Genomic DNA, 23,991 nt, shown 5'->3' with positions numbered 1-23,991 from the left:
GGGGGGGTGGAATGTAGCGCTCGTCGCTGCTCCGCTGCTGCTGATGCAAAACCTCTGCAAGCTCATCGCCGCAGCCTGCGGAACGGCGCTGTTTCTGCGATCGAAGATGAGCGGCCGGCGCGCTCCCCGCCCTTGGTCCTCCCGCCTGCTCGCACCTGCGGCTTCTTTGCAGCCTGCCACGACCACGCCAAAGCCTTGAGAGACGAGCCTGCGTGACACAATCACAGTGCGCACGGAGAAGCGATTGAGCGCTGCTGAACAAAACTTCGCCGAACACTCAGCCAGAGCAACGCCCCGGCGTTTCCGGTCGAGTGCGCTGCCCCATCTACGTGCACTGCTCCGTATCATTCCGCGTCCGCGCTGGGCGGCGTTCACGCTGGTATCGCTGGGGGTCCTCTCCTCCTTTGCGGAGGCGCTCGGCATTACGCTGATTCCGTTGTTCGTCTATTCAGCTATGGGTCGGCTGGATGCGTTGACGGCGAATGGTGGGCTGGTAGGTGCTGCCCTGAGGATCATCATGCGAACGCTGCATGGATCCCAGGAGCTCGCGCTGCTCTTTTTGCTCCTGATCCTCATCCGTGGCGCGCTGGCCTATGTCTATGGCGTGGCGACCTCACACATTGGTGAGCGCATGAGTGAGATCACGCGCAATCGCGTGCATCACCTTTATCTGCGCCTGCCGTACAAGGTATTTCAGCAGCATGAGCAGGCTGAGCTCGTCGAGGTGCTCGGCCGAGAGGTGCCGCTGCTCTCATCGGCCTACACCAGCCTGACCCGGCTCCTCGTGAACCTCATCTTCATGGTCGTGTTCACGGTCTTCCTCGCGGTGCTGTCTTGGGAGATCATGCTCTGCGCAGTGGTGGGATCGCTGATCCTCTCTGGCTTCTTACGTCTGTCGTCAGGTCGCGCGCGAGCCATCGGTACTAACGTGCGGCATGTGCATCGCCGCATGTGGGATCACATGGTGATTACCCTGCAAGGCATGCGGACGTTGCGCGCCTTCGGCCAGGAGGAGCGGCAACATGCGCGCTACGTCGCCTGGTCCGACACAGCGCGACGCGCGATCGAACAGGAATTGCAACTGATCCTGCTACTGGATCCGCTCACCGAGGCAGGGTATCTGCTCATCCTCGGGGTGCTTATCTTTGTTGCACACCGCTTCGGCGTCAGCTTTGCTGTAGCGCTGACCTCCGTCGCACTGCTCTACCGTCTGCAGCCGCATGTGCGCGAAATGGAGGCGACCCGGCTGAAGCTACTGCAGTTGGAAGCACAGTTGCAGCCACTCCGCCAATTGCTGGAGGCGGGAGATCTCCCGCTTCCAGCTGAAGGCACTGTCAGGATCGACAGCATTCAACAAGGCGTGCGCTTCGAGGGCGTTACCTTCCGATATCAGGGCGACGGAGCACCAGCACTCGACGACGCTACTTTTTCGATTCCCGCCCATGCCTCAACGGCCATAGTGGGAGCGAGTGGTTCGGGCAAGACGACGATCGTGAACCTGCTGCTGCGGCTCTACGAGCCTTCGTTGGGCACCATTCATATTGACGGCTGGCCTCTGCCCGAATTGGCCCGCCATGACTGGTTGAGCCTTGTAGGTTTGGCCGGCCAGGATGTCGACCTGATCGACGGCACTATTCTGGATAACGTTCGGTTGGCAGATGAGGACGCGTCGGCAGAGACTGTCGCCGCGGCAATGGCAGTCGCCGACTCCGCCGAGATGATGCGGCAGCTTCCTGAGGGATACGACACATGGGTTGGCCAACAGGGCCATCGCTTCTCTGGCGGTCAACGACAGCGCATCGGTTTGGCGCGAGCGGCATTGCGACGCCCCCAACTCCTCATTCTCGACGAGGCGATGAGCGCGATGGACATGGCGTTGGAGCAGCGCATCCGCGAGGCGATACGGCAGCAGTTCAGCGGCCGCACTATCCTGCTAATCACGCATCGGCTGGAGACCGTGCTCAATGCCGATCACGTGGTCTGCATCGACCAGGGCCGCATTGTGGCGGAAGGCACGCCATCGGAGCTCCTGCTGGATCGCGATAGTGTTCTGTCGCGTGCGCTGGCCGCGCAGTCCTGATTCGCCTTCGTATTCATTGTCTTGGGCGGCTACTCGATCGGCAGAGATACAATCTGCGCCCGAATTGCCGTCGCGCTGATCTCCAGCCATGCGACGCTTACCGGCAGCCGAAAACGGCGTGGTCCAGCGCTTCCCGGATTCAGAAACAGCACGCCACGGCGGTCTTCAATCAGCGGTCGATGCGAGTGCCCGAAGATCACCGCGGCGATTCCGGCGCTCTCGGGGTTCATATCAAGCTGCTGTACGTCGTGCAGCATGAAGAGGGTGCGGCCGCCGAGCTCAATCCACTCCCCCGCTGGCAGGATGCCGCACGGGCCACCCTCGTCGATGTTGCCGCGGATCGCTGTGACGGGTGCAATCTGCCGCAGACGATCGAGGATCGCAGGCTCGCCCACGTCGCCCGCATGCAGGATGTGTTCCGCGCCGGCGAGTGCAGCGACGGCTTCGGGTCGCAGCAGTCCGTGTGTGTCCGAAATCACGCCAACGCGCACGATGGCTAAAGCCCCACGGCGAGGCGCGTGCGCGGGTCGAGGTAGTCGCGCAGAGCATCACCGATGAAGTTGAACGACAGCACGCAGCCCATGACGGCGAGTGCGGGGAAGACGACAAGGTGCGGCGCATCGAAGAGATGCGAGCGCGCATCGTTCAGCATGGAACCCCAACTCGGCGCCGGCGCAGGAATGCCGAGACCGAGAAAACTGAGCGTTGCCTCGGCGAGCACCGCGCCCGCCATCCCGATCGCCGCCTGCACCAGCACCGGCTGCACGATGTTCGGCACAATGTGACGGAAAAAGATGCGCAGGTCGCCTGCGCCGAGCGCACGTGCCGTCTCGACGAACTCGCGTTCGCGTACCGCCAGCACCTGCGCGCGAATCAGGCGCGCGTAGCCCACCCAGCCGCTGATCGACAATGCGAGCACCAGGTTGAGCAGCCCCGGGCCGAGGAAGGCAACGAACGCTATGGCCAGCAGAATGCCAGGGAGCGCGAGGAAAGCATTCATCACGAAAATATTCAGCGCGGTGTCGACCCATCCGCCGTAGTAGCCGGCGAGTCCGCCCATGATCAGTCCAATCGAGAGCGAGAGCGAAACGACGCTGACTGCGACAATCAGCGAGATGCGCGCGCCATAGAGGATGCGCGATAGAACGTCGCGGCCCAGCTCATCTGTTCCCAGCCAGTGCGCGTGCGAAGCAGAGAGTAAGCGGTGCGGCAGGTCGATCGCTGCGGGGTCGTAGGGCGCGAGCAGGGAAGCCAGCAGCGCCATCGCAGTGAAGAGCAGGAGCAGCAAAACACCGATGACTGCGAGCGGCTGATGCCGCAGCCGGAAGCCGAGTGTGCCGCGAGCCATGCCGCATCATCGCACATGGCGGCATGCCTGCGAGCGACTAGTGTGCCGCCTGTGCTGGTTCAGGCTCCAGGCCGGCGCCGGGCTGCGTGGGCTCCATTGCCAACAGGTTGTTGAACCGATTGAAATAGTTGAAGAGGCCGCTGGCCGCCATTAGCTCCACCACCTCGCCCTCGGTGAAGTGCTCGCGCAGGTCCGCAATCTCCGATTCGTGAAGCGGCCGCTCGTTGCGTGTCAGCCGTTCCGCCAGGCCCAGGGCGGATTTCTCCTTCGCGCTGAATCGGTCACTCGTCGCAAAGTGCGGCAAATCCGCGATCTGCTCGTCGGAGTAGCCCAGCTTTCTCGCGAGCAGCGAGTGAGAGGCCAGACAGTACTCGCAGTTATTCATCTGTGAGGTGCGCACGATGACCAGCTCTTTGAGGGATGTCGGGAGCGTGCCTGTGTTCAGGATCGCTTCCATATGCGCGATCATCGTCTGCAAAATTTCCGGCCGATGCGCGACAGTGCGAAACATGTTTGGCACATTGCCACGCTGCCGGGCGAAGCGATCGTAAATCTCGCCCACACCACCACTCACGTCCCGTCGTCCCAGCCTCGATAGTCGCGGCATCGATCCCCCTGTCTTGGTTCGAGACATTCTATCTTTCATGCGGCGAAACGAAGTAGCGCCTCAACCTCTCCCGACGTCCCATTATGGAGGAAGTACTGCACTGACTCCGGAGAGGCCCAATGCCAGACCGACCGCCGGACCTCCGGCCGAAACTTAATCTCGATCAGGTCACGCCGCAGTCGCGGCTGTTCGATGAGCAGATCGCACAATTCCGCCCGACAGCCGAGGAAGTGGCGACACGTACCTGGGTGTACCAACCATATGACCGGCTCACGACGGAAACCGGCCCACTCGCGGAGCTGGGGCCGGAGAAAGCTGGGCTCATCCTCGTCGAATCGCCAGCGAAGATCATCCCGCGTCCCTACCACCGGAAGAAGCTCGTGCTCGTGCTTTCGTCAGAGAGGCACTTTGCACTTGAGGCTGCGGAGCGTGGGTTCAAGGTTCTTTACGTCCGCAATCACCAGAGCTTCGGAGACGGCTTGCTGGATGTGCAGCGCGAATTCGATTTGAAAGAGATTCACGTCATGCGGCCAGCAGAGCGCGAACTGCGCCAGGATCTGGAGCGCGCAACAAAGCGCGGGCTGCGGCTCAAAACAGTGCCAGATACAACCTGGCTTTCAACTGAAGAGGATTTCGACAAAATCTACAAAGTCGGGAAGGGTAGCAAGCCGAAGTCTTTCGTGATGGATCGATTCTATCGAGCCATGCGGCAGAAGACGGGCTTCTTGATGGAGTCCGGCAAACCGATCGGAGGCAAGTTCTCTTTCGATAACGAGAACCGGCAGCCGTACAAGGGACAGGTGCCCGTGCCGAAGCGGCCGTCGTACCCACCCGATGAGATCACGCGGGAGGTGATTTCCCTGACGGAGCGCGTGAACCCGGAGAACTTTGGCACCCTCGCTGGCTTTGACTGGCCGTGCAGCCGACGCGAGGTGCAGCACTTCTGGCGGTTTGCGCTAGACAAGCTGCTACCTCAGTTCGGGCCGTACGAAGATGCGATGTCTTCGCAGGAGCGAAACCTCTTCCACTCGAAGGTTTCCGGGCTCATGAACCTGAGCCGCATCCTGCCTGCACAGGTGGTGCGTGATGTGACAGTCGCCTACACCAAAGGCAGGATTTCGCTTGCATCGACGGAGGGCTTCCTGCGGCAGATACTAGGCTGGCGGGAATTTATGCGACATGTTCATCGCGTGACGGATGGATATCGCGGACTCGATGTGTTTTATGAGCCTGCCAAGCCGCACAACACCGGCGCTACGCCGTCGGCACTCGAGGCAACGCTGCCGCTACCCGCTGCCTACTGGGGCGTGAAAAGCGGGTTGAACTGCCTGGATACAGTGGTTGAGCAGGTCATCGACGAGGGATGGTCGCACCACATCACGCGGTTGATGGTGCTCAGCAACCTGGCAACTCTATGCGGTTTCTCCCCCCGTGAACTCTGTGATTGGTTCTGGTTCGCGTACGTCGACGCCTACGATTGGGTAGTGGAGCCCAATGTACTTGGCATGAGTACGTATGCCGATGGTGGCGTGACCGCGACTAAGCCGTACGTGTCCGGTGCGGCGTACATCAACCGCATGAGCGACTACTGCCGCAAATGTCAGTTCGATCCGAAGAAGAGTGTGGGCGAGGGCTCCTGTCCGTTTACGGCGCTGTACTGGACCTTCCTCGACCAGCACCGAGACTTGCTGGGCAACAATGTGCGGCTCGCCTTGCCGTACCGCACCCTGGAGCGGAAGAGCATCGCCGAGCGGCAGCAACTACGCAAACGTGCAGAGCAGGCAATAGAAGCGCTGGAGGCCGCACCGCACCCCAAGTACTGATCGCAATCCGCTGAGGGTGAGTTGGATCAGGGCTCGCGATCCATGAGCCCTGCGACCTCATCTGCTGCACTGACCGTTGGTAAGGTCCAGCCCTCGCCTTCGGTCAGGATTCGCCAGCTCTGCTCAGGCCGGTCATGCAGCAGTGCGCGGAGATGATCGACGGGCTCGGTCTCACCATCGTCTGCCAGTGAGAAGGTGCCATAGTGGATCGGCATGCTTACGGCAGGGTCGAGGATCGTGTGCGCCTCAATCGCCTCCTCCGGCCCCATGTGCACCGGGCCCATGAACCAGCGTGGCCGGTAGGCGCCGATTGGCAGCAGCGCAAGCCGCGGCTGGGAGAATCTCCTCGCGATCTGTGCGAAGTGTGGCCCGAAGCCAGTGTCAGCCGCAAAGAGCACGCCGCCGGCGTTGCTCTCGATGTGCCACCCGCACCAGAGACTTCGATTGCGATCGAACGGGCCGCGGGCCGAGAAGTGCTGCGCCGGAACGCAGTGGAGGGTCACATCGCGGAATCGCTCGCTTTGCCACCAGTCCAGCTCGACTACCGAGCGGTATCCGAGCCGCCGCACACGCGATGCGACTCCGAGAGGACAGAAAACCGTAGGCGAGTCACGGCGCCGCAGCCTGCGCAGCGTCGGCAGATCCATGTGGTCATAGTGATTGTGACTGAGCAGGACGATGTCAATGGGCGGCAGATCTTCAAAGCGAATACCGGGCCGACGATGCCGGCGTGGGCCCGCGAAGCTGACCGGGCTGCACCGCTCGCTCCAGATTGGATCCGTGATGATGTTCAGTTCGCCGACCTGCAGCAGCACCGTTGCGTGATTCACGAAGGTGACGCGCAGCTCGTCGCCGCTCAGGCGCTGCGGTGGAGCGGGGCCCCAACTGGACTCGATCCACTGCCGCCAGGCGACCTTCTCACGATGGGTCAGCCATTCCAGCATCTCTTTGAGGCCGCCTTGCGAGGGCGCGCCCGGGGTAAAGAAACGGCCATTGCTGCAATGGTCAGAATCCGGCCAACGCATACCGTTATCAACGCATGACGCGGGGATGGATGGCAAATGACGATCGCATGAATGAACAGCACGGATTGACGTGATGCCGTGGTCTGTCGCTCGCCGTAGCCGGTCGAACCGGTAGCGGCTGTGGCACACTGAGGGTCATGTTCGACGTTGTGGTGGTGGGCGCGGGCCTTGCCGGGCTGAGTAGTGCGCTGCGACTGGAGACGGCGGGACTCTCCGTCAAGCTGCTGGAAGCAGGGGATGCGCCGGGCGGGCGCATTCGCACGGATGTGGTCGACGGCTTCCGCCTGGATCGCGGCTTCCAGATCCTGTTGACCGCGTACCCGGAGTTTCACCACCAGATCGATCTAAAGGCACTGCGCTTACGCCCGTTCGTGAACGGAGCGCTGGTTCGTTACCACGGTAGCTTCCACACATTCGTCGATCCATTCCGCAGCTCACTCGCCCAGTCCTTCAGCACGGCAATCGATCCGATCGTCACCATCGGAGACAAGCTGCGCGTTGCGCGACTGCGCGCTTCCGTCAAGAAGGCAAGCTCCGCCGAGCTGTTCCGCCGGCCCGAGACAACCACGCGGCAATTCCTCGAAGGCTACGGCTTTTCTCCAAAGATCGTCGAACGGTTCTTCACGCCGTTTTTTGCAGGCATCTTTCTCGAGCGCGAGCTCGTCACCTCCAGTCGCTTCTTCCAGTTTCTGTTCCGCATGTTCTCGTATGGCAACGTGGCTGTGCCGGAGCTGGGCGTCGAAATGCTGCCACGCCAGCTCGCGGTTTTGCTCAAGAAGGGCACGCTCGAGACGGAGGTCAGCGTGGGTTCGGTGCGCCGCGACGGCGATCGCTTCGTCGTGGAAGCGGGGAAGGGCCGCACCTACGAAGCGCGCCAGGTGGTGCTTGCGGTAGATGAGCCGCGTGTGCGCGCACTGCTCGGGAAGGAGTTGGCGCGCAGCCGTGCCCTCCGCAGTACGGTGCAGTGGAATCGCACGACGACTCTGTACTACGCGGCCGAGCGTACCCCGATCGATGGACCCATTCTGATGTTGAATGGCGAAGGGGCCGCAGCCGGCCCGGTAAACAATGCGGTTGTCATTAGCCAAGTCAGCGAGCGTTATGCTCCGCCGGGCGCGCACCTCATTGCTGCCAGCGTCATCGGTCGCGCACCGCAATCGGAGCGTCAGATGGAGCAGTTGGAACGTGAAGTGCGGGAGCACCTTGGGCGCTGGTTCGGTGCGGACGTCATGCGCTGGTCCGTGGTGGGCGGCTACCCCATCCAGCACGCATTGCCTCTCACCTTGCACGCCGAGTGGGAGCAGAGCCCGGTACGCGCAATGGACGGTCTCTACCTCTGCGGGGATTATCGTGAGACCCCCTCCAGCCAGGGGGCGCTCGCCTCAGGGCGGCGAGCAGCCGAGGCCGTGCTGCGCCAGGTCAGCTGACCCGGGTGAATGCTTTGACGCCCGCGGAAGCGGTTTGCTATCGTAAAGCAGTTGCCAGGAGCGCGACTTTTCGCCGCTCCACCCCACCACACTCCTCAGTAGCTCAATGGCAGAGCATTCGGCTGTTAACCGAAGGGTTGTAGGTTCGAGTCCTACCTGAGGAGCCATACTTTGCAACACTTTAGCGGTGTCCTCCATATCTGCTTGGTCCAACTTGGTCCAGTTGCGGTTGGAGGCTTACAAGTCCACTCTTAGCAACATCGCCGTTTAGGACTGCTGCCGGCTTCCAATCCGCCAGGATCTCCGAGGTCCGCGAGTTCATTGCATTGAGCACGCTTGCTTCGATCGACTGCACGTAGACATCGCCTGTTGTCTTGATGCTCGCGTGGCGCAAGGCCCCTTGAGCGTCCTTCAGCGTGCCGTGATGCTGCAGATGTGTCCCCAGTGTCCTCCGCATTACCTGGAAGGTGATGAGCCTCTCTGGAATGCCGAGGTTCTTTGCGATTGGACGAACCCGCCACCGCAAGAAGTTCTTTCCCCAGCGCGGCACCGCCTTACCCTTCCGCTCTCCACGCCCGATCGTCGGGAACATCAGAGCGTCAGGTGACGAGTCTGAAGTCAGACGTTTCCAGGCCGCGAGAATCGGCCGCACCTGTTCCGGTACAGCGATTGGCGTTCGGCTGGACTGGTTCTTGAACCTGCCGGGGTAGAAGCGTCCCTCGAACGCCGTTCCAAACGGAACCAGCGCTGTACCCGTCCAGGACTTCCACTGCAAACCGAGAACTTCACTCGACCGTGGTCCGCAAAATAATCCAACGTACATAAGACAAAGATCATGCAAGTTTTGAATGCTGCCGATGAGCTTCAGGATCTGATCCTGACTCATCACCGGCTTTTCGACTGGCTTGGTCTGTGGCATACACACGTCTTCTGCGGGATCAGCCGTCAGGAATTTCAGCTTCTTCGCCGCCTGCATGATCGATCGAACGTTGATGTAACAGTGGCGGACGACGGACTGGGAGTACTTCATTGCCAGCCTGTTGAGCCATACCTGAATCTCGAAGGTTCCCAGTTGGCTCAGGGGAACACGCCCAAACTGCTCCACTAAGTAGTGCTTGATCTCGTAGGTGTTGATCTTGCGATAAGCGGGACTCCATGTGCCTTCCCGCATCGGGAGGTACCGCTCTTCAACGAACCACCGAAATGTCAGGGTGTCGTCAGGAGCGATGCCGGACGCAATCTTTGCTGGTGAGCCGGTGTCTTTCAGGATGAGTGTGTGCAGTAACTGCTCAGCCCTCCACTTCGGCGTGCCAGCTTTAGGGGAGAGCGGAACGTTGCGGCGTCTCCCAACCTCCTTTCCTGCTTCATCTCGCACGTAGACTGTGTATTTGCCGTACCACATCTTCACCTTCTGCCCTCGGAGGTAGACGGTGCCCTTCTGATACTTCATTGCCATGGCTGTTCTCCTGTAGCCCGGCGCTTTCCCCTGATCGTGGAGAACAATCTCATCATCCACGAAAACTAGGACCGACGGGAAGAGGTCAGTGTGTTCAGCTCTGCCATGAAGCTCGCGACGTCGGCAGGACGATAGCGAAGGAGCTTGCCGAGTCTGACGCCGGGGATTCGAGGAGATCGCCGCGTCGTGTGGTCTCGGATGAAGCGTTCGGACACACCCAATTTAGCGGTGACCTGACGCGCATCCAGCAGATGGTCCTCGTTAACGTTCAAAGTAGGAAGTACTTTCGGTTCTTGCGAATGAACAGCACGTTGCGTCGCCGCTAGGGCAGTGGAAGTTCCCATGTTTCACCTCGATCGACTCAAGATTGTGTTGCAGCCCATACCGAAGGTCAATGTCGTGCGGACTTGATATACGGCTCTTCCATAAGCGTCCCGTGCTCTTGCCACCTTGTCCAAGACTTTGCACCGATAGCACTATTGCTGTTGCCAATTGCTGGCACTGCGCCGCGAGGACAGACGGGTACCTCCAGGTGCCCGATTGACACTCTTGATTCACTCAAGGGACTCTCTTTCTGTACCGGATTTCCACATGGCCGGTGCGAGGAGCGCCTGAGCGGATCAGCGCGCCCCCGAGGGCTCAAGTCGTGTCTGACCTTCTCGAATTCAGGCTGCTCAAGTTCATCGTTGCTATCGCGGAGACGGCCAACTTCACACGCGCTTCCGAGCGCGTTTTTCTAGCTCAGCCAACGTTGAGTCAGCAGATCATCGCGCTCGAAGAAGGGCTTGGAGTCCAAATATTTGTGCGCCGTCGGGAAGGGACCAGTCTGACGCCCGCAGGTCAGATTCTGTATGCCTACGCCCAGGAAGCATTAGACCTGCGGAACGAGGTGGTGAACGTAGCACGGGCGATGAACAGGGGCGAGGTGCCCGTCCTTAGGATAGGTTTATCGACCTTTATCAACCCGAGTGCCGTTGAAACCTTACGTCACTCGTATGCTCGACTCTTCCCGGACAGTCCGATGCAGATGACCGGTGGTCATCCGATTCAACTCATGACCAGGATGGAAGAGAACTCGCTCGATGCAGCCATTCTGCCCTTGCCTGTCATGGGGCCGAACTGGGTGGTTTCGCACCTCGCTTCCGACCCACTGGTGGTCTGCATGAAGTCGAACGATTTGCTGGCAGCTGCACGCGAAGTGCAGCCATCAGATCTGGCGGGCAGACTGAAAGTGTTCCGGGATCCGGAGAATCATCCGGCCGCACACCATCGACTAATGGAGATGCTGCTTGAGATCGGGATTCGTCCTGAGGCGAGTTGTTTAGCAGCCACTCCCGCAGACATGCAGCTGATGGTTCAAAGCGGATGCGGTCTCGCGCTAATCGACGACAAAGCCGCCCTTCCCCCAAGCCTTACGACACGGCCGATTGCCGGAGCGCGATGGACGGCCGACACCGCCTTCGTCCATCACGCAAATGCCGATCACATTGCGCTGGGGATTCTCCGTCGCCATCTGCCCAAAGTGAAGCGGATTGCAACTGGTAAGCTGCCCCGCCCTCAGCGCTCATCCCAGTCGGGACAACTAGAACTGATGGCATAGCGATTCTGTCGCGGCACCTGATCATTCCGGTCACAATACTCACGCTACGTCGCTGTCAACGTGACCATCTCGTGGACGACCTCGTGACCGACCGACACGGCTAAACAGTGAGTCACGTGTGGTCACTACCGGCGATCGTCGATTGCTCAAGCCAATAGCACCATAGAGAAGAAGTCTTGGACGCGGTGGACGGAGCGCTTTACCTTCCGAGTCATGACGGCAACAGCAAGCCGTTCGGGAGGGTTGGATGTCAAGTAAATCGCTAACGAAGGCTCCTGTAAGCAAGAGAGGGAGAGCGTTCCACAAACCGAATCACCACCAGTTTGCGCGCAAATCTGCGCCCTACGTCTTGGCATTGGTATTCGCCACAGCAGCGCACGCACAAGGGACGATGGACTTCTCGGGCGCGACAACGCTGATGGGAACGTTCAAGACATTTGCCATCTATGCCGGGGCGATCATCTGCTTCGGCGGGCTCATTTTCGCGGGTCTTCGGATGATGAGCGGCCGTTTCCAGGAAGCCATTCCCGGTCTCTTCGGCGCTCTGTTCGGCGCTGGCGTGCTTGGTTGGGGCGCCGGCTGGATCGGCTCGCTCACCGGCCAGCAGATCCCATGACCGCGAGGGTCCGGCGAGGGGAACCGCTGCCGATCAACCAGGCGCTGAATCGATCGCGAGCGAAGCTCGGGCTCGATCTGTCGACCTGGATGGTGATCGTCTTCGTGACTGTGGCGGTTTTCCTCGCCGGGTTTCGCATGATCGCGATGCTGAGCTTTCCGACGTTGACGTGCGGCGCATGGCTGGTCGTTCGCAAACACCCAAAGATGTTCGAACTCTGGGGCCTGAGCCTCAAGCAGAAGTCCTACTATGACCCGCGCAAACGCTAAACACGAGCACACCCCATGGTTCGCCAAAGCCGGAGCGGCTTCGAGGATCGTGCCGATCTCGCGCTTTGTGGGGCCGAATGTCTTCGCTCTCAAAGGAGGCGGTTACGGGTGTCTGTTCTCGCTGACCGGATCGATGAGGAGGGGATGACCGATCAGGATGTCGTGTCAACGACACGATCTGTCGAAGGCGCGTTGCGTGGACTGCCAGAGGGCTCGTGCCTGATGCAGTACACACGGGTGCGGAACGGGTGCGAACTCCGAGGCGGGTGCATTACGACAACCCGGTCACGAATGGGTTCGTGCAGGACCGCCTGTATTTTCTGGAGCAGACAGCACGGTTCCGGAGAATCGACCTGCACTGGTGCCTCACGATTGAGCCTCAACCAGTGCAAGCTTTTCGGAAGAAGCCAAGCGAGAACAATGCCGGGCAATCGCGCATGCTGGCTGACCTGCAGAAGTCGGCGACGATCCTGGAAGGCCATCTGGGCGGCTCTCTCGGGCTGCGCATGCTGGAAAAGGCAGAGGTCTTCGCCTTCTTCCACTATCTATTCAACCTCGGGGAGTGGGCCAGCGGAGCGAGACTTGCGTCTGATCAGGCCGTAGATCAGCAGATCGTGGGTACACCGGTCGAGTGGAAGTCCGATCACCTCCGAGTCGGCAAGCGATTCGTCCAGATGTTCTCGCTCAAGGCAGCGCCCGAAGCGTCGCGTCCATGCCTGTTCTCTGACCTACTCACGCTCGATTGCGACAGCATCCTGTGTTCGACCTGGAGGCCGAAGTCTGCCGCTTCCGCACGACGCGAGATTGACGCGCAGGAGAAGTTCATTTCGTTCTTCAAGATCGGGGTGATGCAGCGAGTCATGAGTGGCCGAGACGTAGGATCGCTAGACGGAGGGGCGGGCGCGAAGGCAGCGAACACGAGTGTTGACGACCTTAGTGAAGTGATTCGCTCTCTCGATCGTAAGGCTCAGGGCGAGTACTCGCTGCGGCTGCTCCTTGCTGCCGACACGGTCGACGCACTCCACAGTGCCAGCCCTGCTGTGCACCGTGCCTTCGTCGAAGCTCGAGCGCAGGTGATCGAAGAGACGCTCGGGAACCTGTCTGCCTTTTACGCCATGTTTCCAGGCAATCGGCAGTTCGACGTCTTTCACCTGTGGCTCTCGGAAGAGCACCATGCACGGCTCTCTTCTGTTTTCGCACCGCACATCGGCCATGCAGTCTCCGACGATCTCGATTCGGAGTACCTCAACATCCTCGAGACGCGCACCGGGACGCCCTTCTTCCAGGATGTCTACGTAGACGGCGTAAGGGTCATGCTGATCCTGGGCCCCAGCGGCACCGGCAAATCCGTGCAGTCGAATCAGGTGATTGCCCTGGAGCAAAAGTACGGCGGGTTCACCTACATCTTCGATATCGGTGGCAGCTACGAGAGCGTGGTCGAGCTGTATGGCGGCCGGACAGATCGCATCGGCAAGGACGGCCCTCGGCTCAACCCATTCGCACTCGAGCCGACGGAGAGCAACATCACTTTTCTGTACTCCTTCGTGAAGCTGCTGCTCGCGAACGGCGGCGCGGAACTGGAGCCGGAAGACGACGATCTGATTCACAAGGCCGTTCGAGACATGTACCTACTCGACCGCGGCAATCGCCGGCTCTCGAACCTCTACCTGCCGAAGAAGCTCGACCGATATCTATCGAAATGGGTAGGCAAGGGTGTGTATCACGCCATCTTCGACAACGTGGACGACACGCTCTCGTTGTCGCGACTGCAGTGCTTCGACTTCCAGGGAGTGAACAGCGAGCAGTACGCGGACCTGATCGAGCCACTGATGGTCTGGCTGCTTCGCCGCATCAACGACGTCGTCTATGACCCCGCGAACCTTGGCGTTCCGAAGCACATCGTCATCGAGGAGCTCTTCGCCTCGATGAAGAATCGCCAACTGCTCGATGGAGCGCTGGCGTCGATCAAGACGGTCCGCAAGAACCTGGGCGGCGTCACGTTGATTGGTCAGTCCGCAGAAGACCTGGGCGAGAACGCTGACAACATCGTCAACTCGTGCACCTCGTTCCTGTTCCTCAAGGACGCGACGTTCAATCGCAAGCGCTATGCCGAGCTGTTCAAGATGAACCAGCAGCAGATCGCGTTGTTCGAGAGCCTGCAGGACCGCGAGGCGCTCCTGATGCGCCGTGACGGGATCACCAAGGTGGTCACGCTCAACCTCGACCCGCGCAGCTACGCCGCGTTTACAACGAAACCAAAGGACCGCATCCGTCGGGCCAAGCTGATCGCCGAGCACGGACTCGCGGAAGGCATCGACCGCTTTGCGCAGACCGCGCGCGAAACCACCGAAGGAGCTTATCGATGAGGCCGTACACTCCCGTGATCCTTGCTGCCGGGCTTTCACTCTCGGTAGCACCTTTGGTCCGCGCACAGGCGCACCGACCCATGCCGAACGCACCGCGCACCATCGCCGTGTCGGAAGCGGATGCGCCACCGCTGGTGCGAGCCGGTCTTCTGCAGTCGACGCTCATCGTTCTGCCAACTGAAGAGAAGGTGGCCAACGTCTTCGCCGGCGACACGGTCGACTGGGTTTTCGATGGCGGACACATCGCGAGCCGGTTCATTAGTGTGAAGCCGAAGCTCGCGAAGGCAGAGACCGACATCCACATGGTCTCCGACCACGGCAACGAGTACACGTTACAACTGCGCGAGGTCTCGGCTGAGGACGATGCTCACTTCGACTCGAAGATCTTCATTACGCCTGGCGATGAAGCGGGCAAGCAGCGATTAGCTGAGTTGCCGGTCTTCGTTCCGGCAGCGGAGCTCGAGAAGGCCAAGCAAGAAGCAGCTGCAGCCAAGGCTACGCAAGCGACTGCCCTCAAAGCAGAACAGACCAAGGCTGAGCAGGACCGTGGCCAGTATCCGGGGCGGCTTCACTTTGACTACAGCTGGGATCAGGGGAAGGGAAGAGCGCTGGGGCTTGAGCAAATCTGGCGCGACGACAAGTTCACGTACCTGCGCGGGCAGTTCCAGGAGACGCCTGCGCTTTACGAGCTGAAGGACGGCAAGGGCTCGCTGATCAACTACGACTTCGCCTCCGGACTCTACACGGTGCCGAAGGAACTTGAGACAGGCTATCTGGCGATTGGCAAGCAGAAGGTGGAGTTTCGTCGCGTGCCGGAGAGGAGCGAGCGATGATCGACAACAACCAGACACCTCCTGCGACCGTCCCGGAACAGCCCGAGTCCAAGCTCCCGCTACGCAAGGGCACGCCTGTGGTGATCGCGTTGATCGTCATCGTCGCGCTGATCGGCATCGCTAACGTATCAAGCCTGATCAGTGGGAAAAAGAGGGCAGCTCCGCCAAGTGCTTTGTCCATGCGGCCCTCGACAGCCAGCCCGCAGCAGGTGACCAGCTTCGAGACACAGCAGCAGCTGCAAGCGGGCCGTGATGCGGAACAGCAGCGACGTCAGCAGGAGCTTGCCGCGGCGATGAAGCAGCTCGAAGCCGCCGAGGCTGTGCCGGGTCCGGAGTCTCCGGCGAGCCCGACGATGACTGCGGCGCAACGTGCAGCCATCTACGGCAACAGTCCTGAGGCTGCGCAACGCACCTCGAATGTGTCGGAAGCGCAGGCAGAGGCGAAGCAGAAGGCCCTCGCGCGGGAGAAGCAGGCGCAGGATGCGCAGAATAGCGACACACTGGCGATCGACTTCGGGCGGGAATCGCCCGCAAGCAGTCTGCCCAACCATGCCGAAGTGGCTGAAGCGAGCACCGCTTCCGCGGGATCAGTAGCGGCACCGCCGAGCCAGGTGGCTCCAATAGGCAAGACGGACCCGATGGGCCGGTACGACTTCGATAGCTATGACGGGCGGCTCTATCGAGTCTTCGAGGGAACGGTCTTCGAAGGTGTGGTCACGAACCACATCGACGGAGGCTTTAACGGCCCGATCCTGGTCATGCTGACGACCGACTACTACTCGCATGACCATCAGCAATTACTCATGCCGCAAGGAACCCGGCTGATCGGCACGGTTCAGAGCGTTGGGAGTCAACAGCAACGCAAGATCTTCGTGACATTCCATCGCGCAGTTTGCCCGGATGGATTCTCACTCGACTTCGACAAATACATCGGTCTCGATCCGCTGGGAACAACAGGCCTCGCTACCAAGGTCGACCACGGCTACCTGATGGCATTCGGAGCCGCCGCCGCGATCGGTGGGCTCGGTGGACTGGCGCAGATCGGCAACAATGGCAGCGTCCTGACGCCTTCGACCCAGATCCGCAATGGCGTCTCAGAGCAGTCGGCGGCCGAAGGCGAACAGGTTCTGAACCACTTCCTCGACCGCTTGCCGGTTATCACCCTTAAAGAGGGTTCGCGCGCTCGCATCTACGTGGGTCGCGACATCCTGATCCCGTCCTACGCAGAGCATCGCGTCGACCCGAACCTTTGAACGCACCGCAGGAGGGATTATGAAGAGTCCGTCCCAACGCCGCAAATGGATAGTGGGTGCAAGCCTCATCCTGCTGACCGCGACGCCGAGCTTCGCACTCTTCGGGCTGGGCGACATCGTCTTCGATCCGACCAGCTACGCCAGCCTGATCCAGCAGGCAACGACTGCCCTCAACCAGTTCCGATTGGTCGAGAACAACGTAGTGCACTTTTCGCTTAAGCAACAGTGGCGGACCGCGCTCAGCACGATGAAGAATGCGAATGTACGGAACCTCTTCGGTGAAACCAGCGGAATGAGCACCGCCTTGAATACGAATTCGCCTGCCGCATCCTCCGCTGCCTGGACATCAGCGACCGTCCCGGTGAGTGACGCAACAGCAACCTACTTGCAGGGGCAGGCGCCCGGGAGCGCGCAGCTGTCCCAGCTCGCACTGATCGAAGCGTCAGACTCGATTTCGCCCGACTGCTTGACGGCTGTTGGCCAATACCGCGCAGCACGCATTCAGAATGCGACGGCGAACGGCGCACTTGCGGCGAGCCAACTCGATGCGGGGACAGCAACGAATAGCGAAGTCGAGCAGCTCAACCTGCTGAACGCGGCAGAGGTGCAGAAGATGAGCGAGATGCAGGCGCAGGGCGTACTTGCGTCCTGTGTCGCTTCTGAGATGGCTGTCAGTAATCTTCAGCAGAGGAACGCGGCCGCTCAGGACCTGAACACGGCAGCTTTCGTCGAGCAGCAGCGAACGACCAACAACATGAATGCTGCGAGCGAGAGCAACACCTGGCAGACCTACCTGCCATAGGGGAAACGTGCATGTGGAATGTGATGAATACCAAGCTCATCTTGTTGATCCTGGCAGCTCTAACGATCTTGGGTAGCGCTGTCGCCTACCAACGGTACGAGTCGACGAAAGCCGCGGCAGCGGCGGCGCGAGCAGCGGCGATTCTTGAGCAGCAGCGGAAGAGCGCTGCGGAGCAGAGGGAGCACGAGGAGGCGTTGCGCAAAGGTGTCGAAAAGGCGCGGCGTGCTCACAACTCTGCCGCGGCCAACGAAGGCAAGACCTGGCGGACGTACATCCCGTAGCAATTGAGAGTCGAAGATGATCATGAACTCGGTCAGTACGGTTGCGCAGGCACTTCCTCCGGCTACGTCCGGAGTGGACTGGCTCTACCAGTTCACGAACAACCTGATGAATCTGACAACTCAGAATGGCGGAGCGCTGACCCAGCTGGGTTTAACCGAGCTGAGCGCGATCTCGCTCTTCACCCTGATCAGTATGGTCATCAACTGGAACACGTCGACAATGACGCTGCGTTTCCACACGCACACGGTCCGGGCGGGTGACCTCACCAACTTTCTGCTTCGGCTGATCGTCTGCGCGCTGCTGGAGAACTACTGGGTGAATCCTTTCCCGGGCGCCAGCTTCGGGCTCAATCACTTCTTCTCCTATCTCGCGCAGGCGATGGTGGCCGCTTTCGATCAGCACTCGCTCGACCAGTTGCTGCATCTGCTCAAAACTGCCGGCGATAGCACCGCGATGCCGTCTCTAGCGGCGCCAATTGAGATCCTCTGTTATGTGGTCGTGCAGATCGTCCTGGGTTTAGCTTCTGCAATCCTCTTCGTGATCAACTGCAGTGCGTTCATCCTCTACGGGGTCACTGCTCTCTTCGGCCCAGTCTTCATTCCACTGCTGATGACGCGAAGCTTCAGCGCGAAGTTCTACCACTTCCTAGATGTGCTGATCAGCTTCGCGATGATCCGCGCTGTAGCTGCCGCGTTCATCTTTGTCTGGGCAGGCTTTATGAACGGGTTTCTCCAGCAGACGTTCAACGGGGACTACTCGATGAAGATGTGGCTTGCGAACCTGATCCCGTGCCTTATGGTCTTCGTGGCTTTCATCAATATGCTGTTCATCCCGAGCATGACGCAAGCAGTATTCGGCGGGGCAGCGGGAATGGCCGAAAACCTGGTCAAGGTTGGCGGGACAGTCGCATCCATCTCGAAAGTCGCAGGAGGCGCTTAAACGCCATGCTCAGATTCGTGCTTGATGTTCTTCTCCTTCGCGGGCTCGTCAAATCACGATCAGCTAGAGCCTTGGTTCTTGTTGGCCTCTTGGCTGCACTAGCGGCGGGAATGGTTTACGCATACGTAGTATTTAGTGCCGTCTCGGAAAGGAGCCATGCATCGTATGTCCCCACTCACCTTACACACTGATACGGACGTGCTGACACCCGAGCAGGCGCTCCTCGTCGATCAGATCGGCAACGAGGTCTATTCGTCGCATTACGCGGAACGCAAGGCATACACCGGCTTACTATCGGCTGCGGAGCCGTAGTTCTCGTTGCGTCCCTCTGGTTCAACGTTTCGCTTGCGCATCGACCGGTCACCAATCGATACATTCGGATAGACGAGATGGGGCGCGCTCAGGCGATTCAGTACTCGGATCTGAACTACAGCCCTCGTGAAGGTGAGGTCCGTACGTACCTGACCGACTGGGTCAATGCCCGGTACACGATCAGCCCCGACACGATCGCGAAGAAGTACCCGACGAACTACTACTTCCTGTCGCAGGCGCTGGCGACGCAGCTGATGGCCTCTGACAACCAGAACCACTTGGTATCGCAGGTGGTTGGCGGACAGGTCGAAGCGAACGAGGTGCAGGTCCGGAATGTGACCATCACCTCCATGTCTGAGGAGATGGTGCAGGGCGCCCGGATCGTGCGGGGAACGGCACTGATCGCGCTCGACAAGCTCTTCTCGGCTGATCACTCTCGCGAGCTCCGTGTCGAGCACTGGCTGGTGAGCGCGACGTACTACCTCAATCCCAAACAGGTCAGCGATCAGGCGCGCATCTTCCCGCAGTTCGAAACGATCAACCCGCTTGGTTTGACCATCACCGAGTTCCACGAGAACCGCATCTCGGTCGATCCGATCTCGTTTGGAGAAGCTGGCTCAGGTGCAGCGAAGTCGGCACGCCCGCCGGCCGGGAGTGCGCGATGAGCTACGAGCTGATTCTCCCGTTCTTCCCCGAGGAGCTCCGGGCCTTGCTGCTCGACCCATCGATCTCCGATCTGATGATCAATGGCACGACCGGAGTGTTTGCCGATCGTGGTGGCACGCTGCAGCCAATCGCGCTGACAACGCCCTACACCAATGACCGGCTTCAGGCCGCCATCGAACGCATCGCCCGCATGCTCGGGCAGGATCTGACGCATCAGAACCCGATCCTGAATACGCGGCTGCCGGATGGCTCCCGTGTCGCCGTGGTGGGTGCACCATCTTCGATCCATGGACCAACGCTAACGGTCCGCAAATTCAATCGCTGGTACAGCTCCGATGAGCTGGTTACATCGAGCAGCTTGCCTGCGACCGTTCGAGACACCGTGATCCGCTTCATCAATCAAAAGAAGAACGGTCTAATCAGCGGTGGAACCGGGTCTGGGAAGACGACGCTCATGAAGGCGCTCCTCGACCACGTTCCGGCAGAGGAGCGGCTCGTCGTCATCGAGCAACCGGCAGAGCTGAAGGTCTCGCATCCGAACGCAGTCCGCTGGGAAGCAGTCGAGGCGATCCCGGGTCAGGTGGCCATCACTCCGAGTGAGCTCGTGGCGGCCGCGCTCCGGCATCGTCCGGATCGCATCATCATGGGCGAGATCCGCGATGCGTCTGGGTATGACTTGCTGCAGGCGATGAATACGGGGCACGGCGGAACGCTCTCGACGATCCACGCGAAGTCCGCCTGGGATGCGTTGAATCGCTTGTCGGATTTGGCGCTGAGTGCTCGTGCGAACTTGAACCACGCGTTCATCCGCTCGGAGACGGCCGAGGCCATCGACTTCGTGGTCTATTGCGAGCGCAACCAGGCGGGACAGCGGCGCGTCCGCGAGTTGATCACGGTGAGCGGTTACGACCACCGGGATCAGAGCTTCCAGACAGAGGAGATCTACCGTGCTCCCGCTGCCTAAAGACCGAGTTACTAGCTAGAGAACGAGACCAAACCCGAGGTCATAGCGATGCACCATCATGCTGCCAGAACGGCTGCAAAGCCCCACCTGTCTCTGAGTTCGATTCGTACGTGGTCACGAAGCCACAAAGAACGCAACAGCCGTGGCGAGACGCCGTCCTCTTGGGGACCTATGGTGAGCAGTCGAGAGCCGCAGTTGTTGCGGACTTGCGATTCCGAATGCGATGAGTCTGACGCGGTCTAGTGGGGAGCCTTCCGCCTCGAATCCCGTTCTCTGCTCGGGGTCACGCTTCGGGGCCAAACCGGCGCCCGGCGGCACGGCGTCGCTCTGCTTTCCCGGCACCTCCCGGAACAACTGTGTAAGCCCGCGGCAAAGAGCGCCGCACACACTTCTTCCGGGCCCCACCACGAAAGCACTCCTTGGCACTTGGGAGCCGGGCCCACTCGCTCGGCTTCGCCAGGTGTGACCCGAGCAGGATACGGGAACTTCAACGAAACGGAGATCACCACCATGTACCAGAACAAAGTCACCCTCATCGGCTTCCTCGGCAACGACGCAGAAGTTCGCAAGAATGACAACCGCAGCTTCACGACACTCTCGCTTGCAACCAAGAGCTCTTACAAGAAGGACGGCAAGTACATCTCGCAGACGGAATGGCACCGTTGCGTCGTCTTCGGCAAGCTCGCAGAGTTCGCGGGGACGCTCAAGAAGGGCGCTCATCTCCAGATCGAAGGCGAGCTGCGCAGCCGCAAGTACGCCAGCGCAAAGAGTGGTGCAGAGCAGACCATCTGGGAGATCCGGGTGGACTCGATTCTCAAGCTGGACCGGGCAGAGAAGGGCAGCCCGGAAGAGCACGAGACCTCTGACGAATCGTCTGTTGAGGTTGCCGTCTAGATCGCAGCTCCCGACAACCCGGAAGCTCGGCTGGCGCCGGGCTTCCGACCCTTTGAGGTTCCGCCATGATGATCGATTCAGCCCGCGAGTTCCTGGCCCGATGCTTCTCTCCTGAAGAGACGATCGCGTTGCTATTGCGGCGCGAGTCTCCGCCGGCTTTGGTTCAGCGGATCGTGCTGCTCGAGCAAGCGCTCGCACCGAAGTATCTGCGCTGGCTTGCGCACCAGAACGCGAACGGCATGAACATCTACGTCGCGGCGAATCCGCTTCGTCGAGGAAGCCGGAACCGCACCAAGGAAAGCATTGCTGCAATTCGTCATCTGTACCTCGACATCGATGTGGACGGTGAGTCTCGATTAGCTGCGCTTCGCACCTCGACCACGGTTCCTCAGCCGAACGCCGTCGTCGCAACATCAGCCGGCAAGTACCAGGTGTTGTGGCGTGTGCAAGGATTCCACTTCGCGACTCAGGAGCAGACACTCAAGCAGCTGGCAGCCGCGTTCGGTGGCGATCCAGCATGCACCGATTGCAACCGTGTCATCCGGCTGCCCGGCTTCCATAACCGGAAGTACACGCCAAGCCAGCTTGTCACGGTCGAGTACCTGAGCGAGTTGACATCGCATCCTGAGGGCTTCTGTCTCGGTGATACTGAACCTCATCTCCTCGCGCGGCGGATGGAAAGGCCGACGTTCAGTCGCACGAATGGTCGCACGCAATCCGAAAGAGATTGGGCCTGGGTTCTCGCCGAGTTGAGCAGAGGACGGAACGTCGTCGAACTCACGGAAGCTCTCGCATCTCGGCGTCCTGATAAACCGAACCCTCGTTACTACGCGCAGCGCACGGTTGAGAAGGCAAGTGCGCGTCTTTCGGCTCGCATGATCCCTGATCGAAAGAGCGCCTAATTCATAGCTCGAAGGAGACACAATGCCGCTACTAGAAGTCACTCCCGTCCGTCACATCAGCGCTTCGGTTCGCTTGACAGAACCGACCGCAGTTCAGGTCGATCAATACGCGGCCTTCATCCGTGCATGCGCTGACGATGTCGTCGAGCAGGCGTTGGCGTATGTCTTCGCGAAAGACCGCGACTTCCAGGACTTCCTGAAGACTCCGGAAGCGAAGCAGGTTGCTGCCACGCTTCGTATCCGTAAAGCGCCCGCGATCGATGTCCCGGAAGCGCAGGCGAAACGGCCTGCACTTCCAGTCCATCTAGCAGCACAAACAGCAGCAGTGGTGCCGGGATCGAAGGCATGATCCCGGGTCTAATTCCGTTGCAAAGCCAAGACGGTGCTGCGCACCGGAAGAATGATGACACTCCACCCCTGACAGGTTCGTGCTGGAGCGCTATAAGGCGCTCTGGTACTGCCACGGCAAGCAAAAGACTTACGACGCGCAGAGCGCTTCAAAGCGCCTTGAGGCGCTTCGGGGCGCTCTGACTTTCCGAGGAACTTTTGATGCTCCTACCAGATGAAACGAAACTCGTAGAGAAGGCTGTCAAGCGCGCTGGCTACCGCCTCAAGACAGCCGGAACAAAGCTCAACACAGAGGAGCTTGCGGCGCTTGAAAAGCATTGCCGGGAGATTGGGAGAACGCCCGGCGAGTTCATCCGGGACCTCATCCTCGCTGAATTGGGCCGAACAGATGACGAGAACGGCGTTGGCGATCCCACGCTGACCGAGGTTTTAGGTGTCCGTCTTCTCCTCGTGAATGTCCTGCGACCGCTGGCTGCTGGACAGAACCTTTCCCTCGAAGCGTTCGACAAACTGCTTGACCAGATCAGCACTTTGAAACATGAGCTGGCCGGAAAACTCCTGGCCGAAGGAAGGAGATAAAGTAATGGCAAAGACAACGTGGGGTCGCAAAGAGACGATCATCTGGCCACAGCACCGGCCCATCTATACCTATGGCGCGATCTTCGCCGCCATCGTCCTGACGCTCCTGTTTCTCTACGTTCGTCTTCGCTTCATCGGGACTCCATTGCAGCGGTTTTACATGCCGGTCTATGTGCGTACTTCCATCTTTGGGTCGTTCAGCAAGACGCATCGCAGTCAGTACCGGATGCTCTTTCTGGCCGGGCGAGGCAACAAGCCAAGCCCCGCCATGAATGACGATGTGGTTCATGGAAAGACGGTGGAACCGGGAGGCCGAATCATCCCTCTAGCGCTATCTCCGAGAGCGCTCCAGCATGGCGACGATTTGCTCTTTCGCGGCCCGCTACGGAGTTACGTGGACGCTCGCCTCGGTGACTACCTCAAAGTCGCTCTCTATAAGGATGACCTGTCCGCCATCGTGAAAGTACCGTTGCTCTGTGGAGCTGGAATCTTTCTGGTGCTGCTGCCTTTTGCCGTCACCAAAGACGTGAAGCGGCAGAAAGCGTTGAAGTACGGTCGGCGGCTAAAAGGCCCTGAAAAGCTCACGCCGCAGGAGTTCAA

The 23,991-nt window shown here is 60.1% G+C and carries 24 protein-coding genes, 1 tRNA gene and 2 pseudogenes; 22 read left to right on the top strand and 5 right to left on the bottom strand.

What is annotated here, in order from left to right; translation table 11 throughout:
* Positions 1-199: hypothetical protein (locus AC5IJH_RS16715; RefSeq protein ID WP_491903964.1), on the top strand; the 199-nt coding region annotated here is incomplete at its 5' end.
* Positions 200-244: 45 nt separating this feature from the next.
* Positions 245-2,080: an ABC transporter ATP-binding protein gene (locus AC5IJH_RS16710; protein ID WP_491903963.1), complete on the top strand. Its 1,836-nt coding sequence runs from the start codon at positions 245-247 to the stop codon at positions 2,078-2,080.
* 29 nt (positions 2,081-2,109) lie between these two features.
* Here the strand turns inward: AC5IJH_RS16710 and AC5IJH_RS16705 are convergent, their stop codons facing one another.
* Genes AC5IJH_RS16705 through AC5IJH_RS16695 form a run of 3 tightly spaced genes read right to left on the bottom strand, consistent with a single transcriptional unit; the run spans position 2,110 to position 4,035 of the window.
* Positions 2,110-2,571: a metallophosphoesterase family protein gene (locus AC5IJH_RS16705; protein ID WP_491903962.1), complete on the bottom strand. Its 462-nt coding sequence runs from the start codon at positions 2,569-2,571 to the stop codon at positions 2,110-2,112.
* A gap of 5 nt (positions 2,572-2,576) precedes the next feature.
* A complete protein-coding gene (locus AC5IJH_RS16700; RefSeq protein ID WP_491903961.1) occupies positions 2,577-3,428 on the bottom strand; it encodes an ABC transporter permease in 852 nt (283 codons plus the stop codon).
* A 37-nt stretch (positions 3,429-3,465) separates the two neighbouring features.
* Positions 3,466-4,035 carry a carboxymuconolactone decarboxylase family protein gene (locus AC5IJH_RS16695; protein WP_491903960.1) on the bottom strand — a complete coding sequence of 190 codons (570 nt, stop codon included), beginning with the start codon at positions 4,033-4,035 and terminating at the stop codon, positions 3,466-3,468.
* Positions 4,036-4,154: 119 nt separating this feature from the next.
* On the opposite strand from AC5IJH_RS16695, the gene AC5IJH_RS16690 reads away from it, so the two are divergent.
* Positions 4,155-5,858, top strand: a complete 1,704-nt coding sequence (locus AC5IJH_RS16690) for a cryptochrome/photolyase family protein (RefSeq protein ID WP_491903959.1) — start codon at positions 4,155-4,157, stop codon at positions 5,856-5,858.
* Between the two features lie 26 nt (positions 5,859-5,884).
* On the opposite strand, the gene AC5IJH_RS16685 is transcribed toward AC5IJH_RS16690, so the two are convergent.
* A complete protein-coding gene (locus tag AC5IJH_RS16685) occupies positions 5,885-6,883 on the bottom strand; it encodes an MBL fold metallo-hydrolase (protein ID WP_491903958.1) in 999 nt (332 codons plus the stop codon).
* A gap of 137 nt (positions 6,884-7,020) precedes the next feature.
* Here AC5IJH_RS16685 and AC5IJH_RS16680 point away from each other — a divergent pair, with 137 nt between their 5' ends.
* Positions 7,021-8,310: an NAD(P)/FAD-dependent oxidoreductase gene (locus AC5IJH_RS16680; protein WP_491903957.1), complete on the top strand. Its 1,290-nt coding sequence runs from the start codon at positions 7,021-7,023 to the stop codon at positions 8,308-8,310.
* Positions 8,311-8,402: 92 nt separating this feature from the next.
* Positions 8,403-8,477, top strand: a tRNA-Asn gene (locus AC5IJH_RS16675).
* A gap of 14 nt (positions 8,478-8,491) precedes the next feature.
* On the opposite strand, the gene AC5IJH_RS16670 is transcribed toward AC5IJH_RS16675, so the two are convergent.
* On the bottom strand, positions 8,492-9,766 hold the full coding sequence (locus AC5IJH_RS16670) for a tyrosine-type recombinase/integrase (RefSeq protein ID WP_491903956.1): 1,275 nt from the start codon (positions 9,764-9,766) through the stop codon (positions 8,492-8,494).
* Between the two features lie 646 nt (positions 9,767-10,412).
* Here AC5IJH_RS16670 and AC5IJH_RS16665 point away from each other — a divergent pair.
* From AC5IJH_RS16665 to AC5IJH_RS16585, 17 genes and pseudogenes are all read left to right on the top strand, one after another.
* On the top strand, positions 10,413-11,366 hold the full coding sequence (locus AC5IJH_RS16665) for a LysR family transcriptional regulator (protein ID WP_491903955.1): 954 nt from the start codon (positions 10,413-10,415) through the stop codon (positions 11,364-11,366).
* A gap of 247 nt (positions 11,367-11,613) precedes the next feature.
* A complete protein-coding gene (locus AC5IJH_RS16660) occupies positions 11,614-11,982 on the top strand; it encodes a hypothetical protein (RefSeq protein ID WP_491903954.1) in 369 nt (122 codons plus the stop codon).
* Positions 11,979-12,251: a VirB3 family type IV secretion system protein gene (locus tag AC5IJH_RS16655; RefSeq protein ID WP_491903953.1), complete on the top strand. Its 273-nt coding sequence runs from the start codon at positions 11,979-11,981 to the stop codon at positions 12,249-12,251. Before AC5IJH_RS16660 ends, AC5IJH_RS16655 begins: the two co-directional genes overlap by 4 nt.
* Positions 12,232-14,617, top strand: a pseudogene (locus tag AC5IJH_RS16650) (VirB4 family type IV secretion system protein). Before AC5IJH_RS16655 ends, AC5IJH_RS16650 begins: the two are co-directional and overlap by 20 nt.
* Positions 14,618-14,697: 80 nt before the next feature.
* Positions 14,698-15,450, top strand: coding sequence for a TrbG/VirB9 family P-type conjugative transfer protein (locus tag AC5IJH_RS16645; RefSeq protein WP_491903952.1), 753 nt, complete (start codon positions 14,698-14,700; stop codon positions 15,448-15,450).
* Positions 15,447-16,703, top strand: a complete 1,257-nt coding sequence (locus tag AC5IJH_RS16640) for a TrbI/VirB10 family protein (RefSeq protein WP_491903951.1) — start codon at positions 15,447-15,449, stop codon at positions 16,701-16,703. Before AC5IJH_RS16645 ends, AC5IJH_RS16640 begins: the two co-directional genes overlap by 4 nt.
* 19 nt (positions 16,704-16,722) lie before the next feature.
* Entirely contained in the window at positions 16,723-17,505 is a 783-nt protein-coding gene (locus tag AC5IJH_RS16635) for a hypothetical protein (protein WP_491903950.1), read from the top strand.
* Positions 17,506-17,528: 23 nt separating this feature from the next.
* Positions 17,529-17,786 (top strand): hypothetical protein, encoded by a 258-nt coding sequence (locus AC5IJH_RS16630; RefSeq protein ID WP_491903949.1) that lies wholly within the window; start codon positions 17,529-17,531, stop codon positions 17,784-17,786.
* A 22-nt stretch (positions 17,787-17,808) separates the two neighbouring features.
* Positions 17,809-18,726 (top strand): type IV secretion system protein, encoded by a 918-nt coding sequence (locus AC5IJH_RS16625; protein WP_491903948.1) that lies wholly within the window; start codon positions 17,809-17,811, stop codon positions 18,724-18,726.
* A gap of 165 nt (positions 18,727-18,891) precedes the next feature.
* Positions 18,892-19,038: a hypothetical protein gene (locus AC5IJH_RS16620; RefSeq protein ID WP_491903947.1), complete on the top strand. Its 147-nt coding sequence runs from the start codon at positions 18,892-18,894 to the stop codon at positions 19,036-19,038.
* Positions 19,005-19,703 (top strand): VirB8/TrbF family protein, encoded by a 699-nt coding sequence (locus AC5IJH_RS16615; RefSeq protein ID WP_491903965.1) that lies wholly within the window; start codon positions 19,005-19,007, stop codon positions 19,701-19,703. The genes AC5IJH_RS16620 and AC5IJH_RS16615 overlap by 34 nt, the downstream gene beginning before the upstream one ends.
* Positions 19,700-20,668, top strand: a complete 969-nt coding sequence (locus AC5IJH_RS16610) for a TadA family conjugal transfer-associated ATPase (RefSeq protein ID WP_491903946.1) — start codon at positions 19,700-19,702, stop codon at positions 20,666-20,668. Before AC5IJH_RS16615 ends, AC5IJH_RS16610 begins: the two co-directional genes overlap by 4 nt.
* A 462-nt stretch (positions 20,669-21,130) precedes the next feature.
* Positions 21,131-21,562, top strand: a complete 432-nt coding sequence (locus AC5IJH_RS16605; protein ID WP_491903945.1) for a single-stranded DNA-binding protein — start codon at positions 21,131-21,133, stop codon at positions 21,560-21,562.
* 65 nt (positions 21,563-21,627) lie between these two features.
* Positions 21,628-22,464 (top strand): DNA-primase RepB domain-containing protein, encoded by an 837-nt coding sequence (locus AC5IJH_RS16600; RefSeq protein ID WP_491903944.1) that lies wholly within the window; start codon positions 21,628-21,630, stop codon positions 22,462-22,464.
* A 22-nt stretch (positions 22,465-22,486) separates the two neighbouring features.
* Complete coding sequence (locus AC5IJH_RS16595) at positions 22,487-22,813, top strand: hypothetical protein (protein WP_491903943.1); 327 nt, start codon at positions 22,487-22,489, stop codon at positions 22,811-22,813.
* A 200-nt stretch (positions 22,814-23,013) separates the two neighbouring features.
* Complete coding sequence (locus tag AC5IJH_RS16590) at positions 23,014-23,391, top strand: hypothetical protein (protein WP_491903942.1); 378 nt, start codon at positions 23,014-23,016, stop codon at positions 23,389-23,391.
* Positions 23,351-23,991 (top strand): annotated as a pseudogene (locus tag AC5IJH_RS16585) (type IV secretion system DNA-binding domain-containing protein); the annotation flags it as partial. The gene AC5IJH_RS16590 and the pseudogene AC5IJH_RS16585, both read left to right, overlap by 41 nt.

The organism is Candidatus Dedyshia acidiphila, assembly GCF_051025295.1.
In the GTDB taxonomy this organism is placed as follows: domain Bacteria; phylum Acidobacteriota; class Terriglobia; order Terriglobales; family Acidobacteriaceae; genus KBS-83.
Note: the sequence above shows the minus strand (reverse complement) of the source record. Positions and strands in the feature narration are given on the sequence as shown.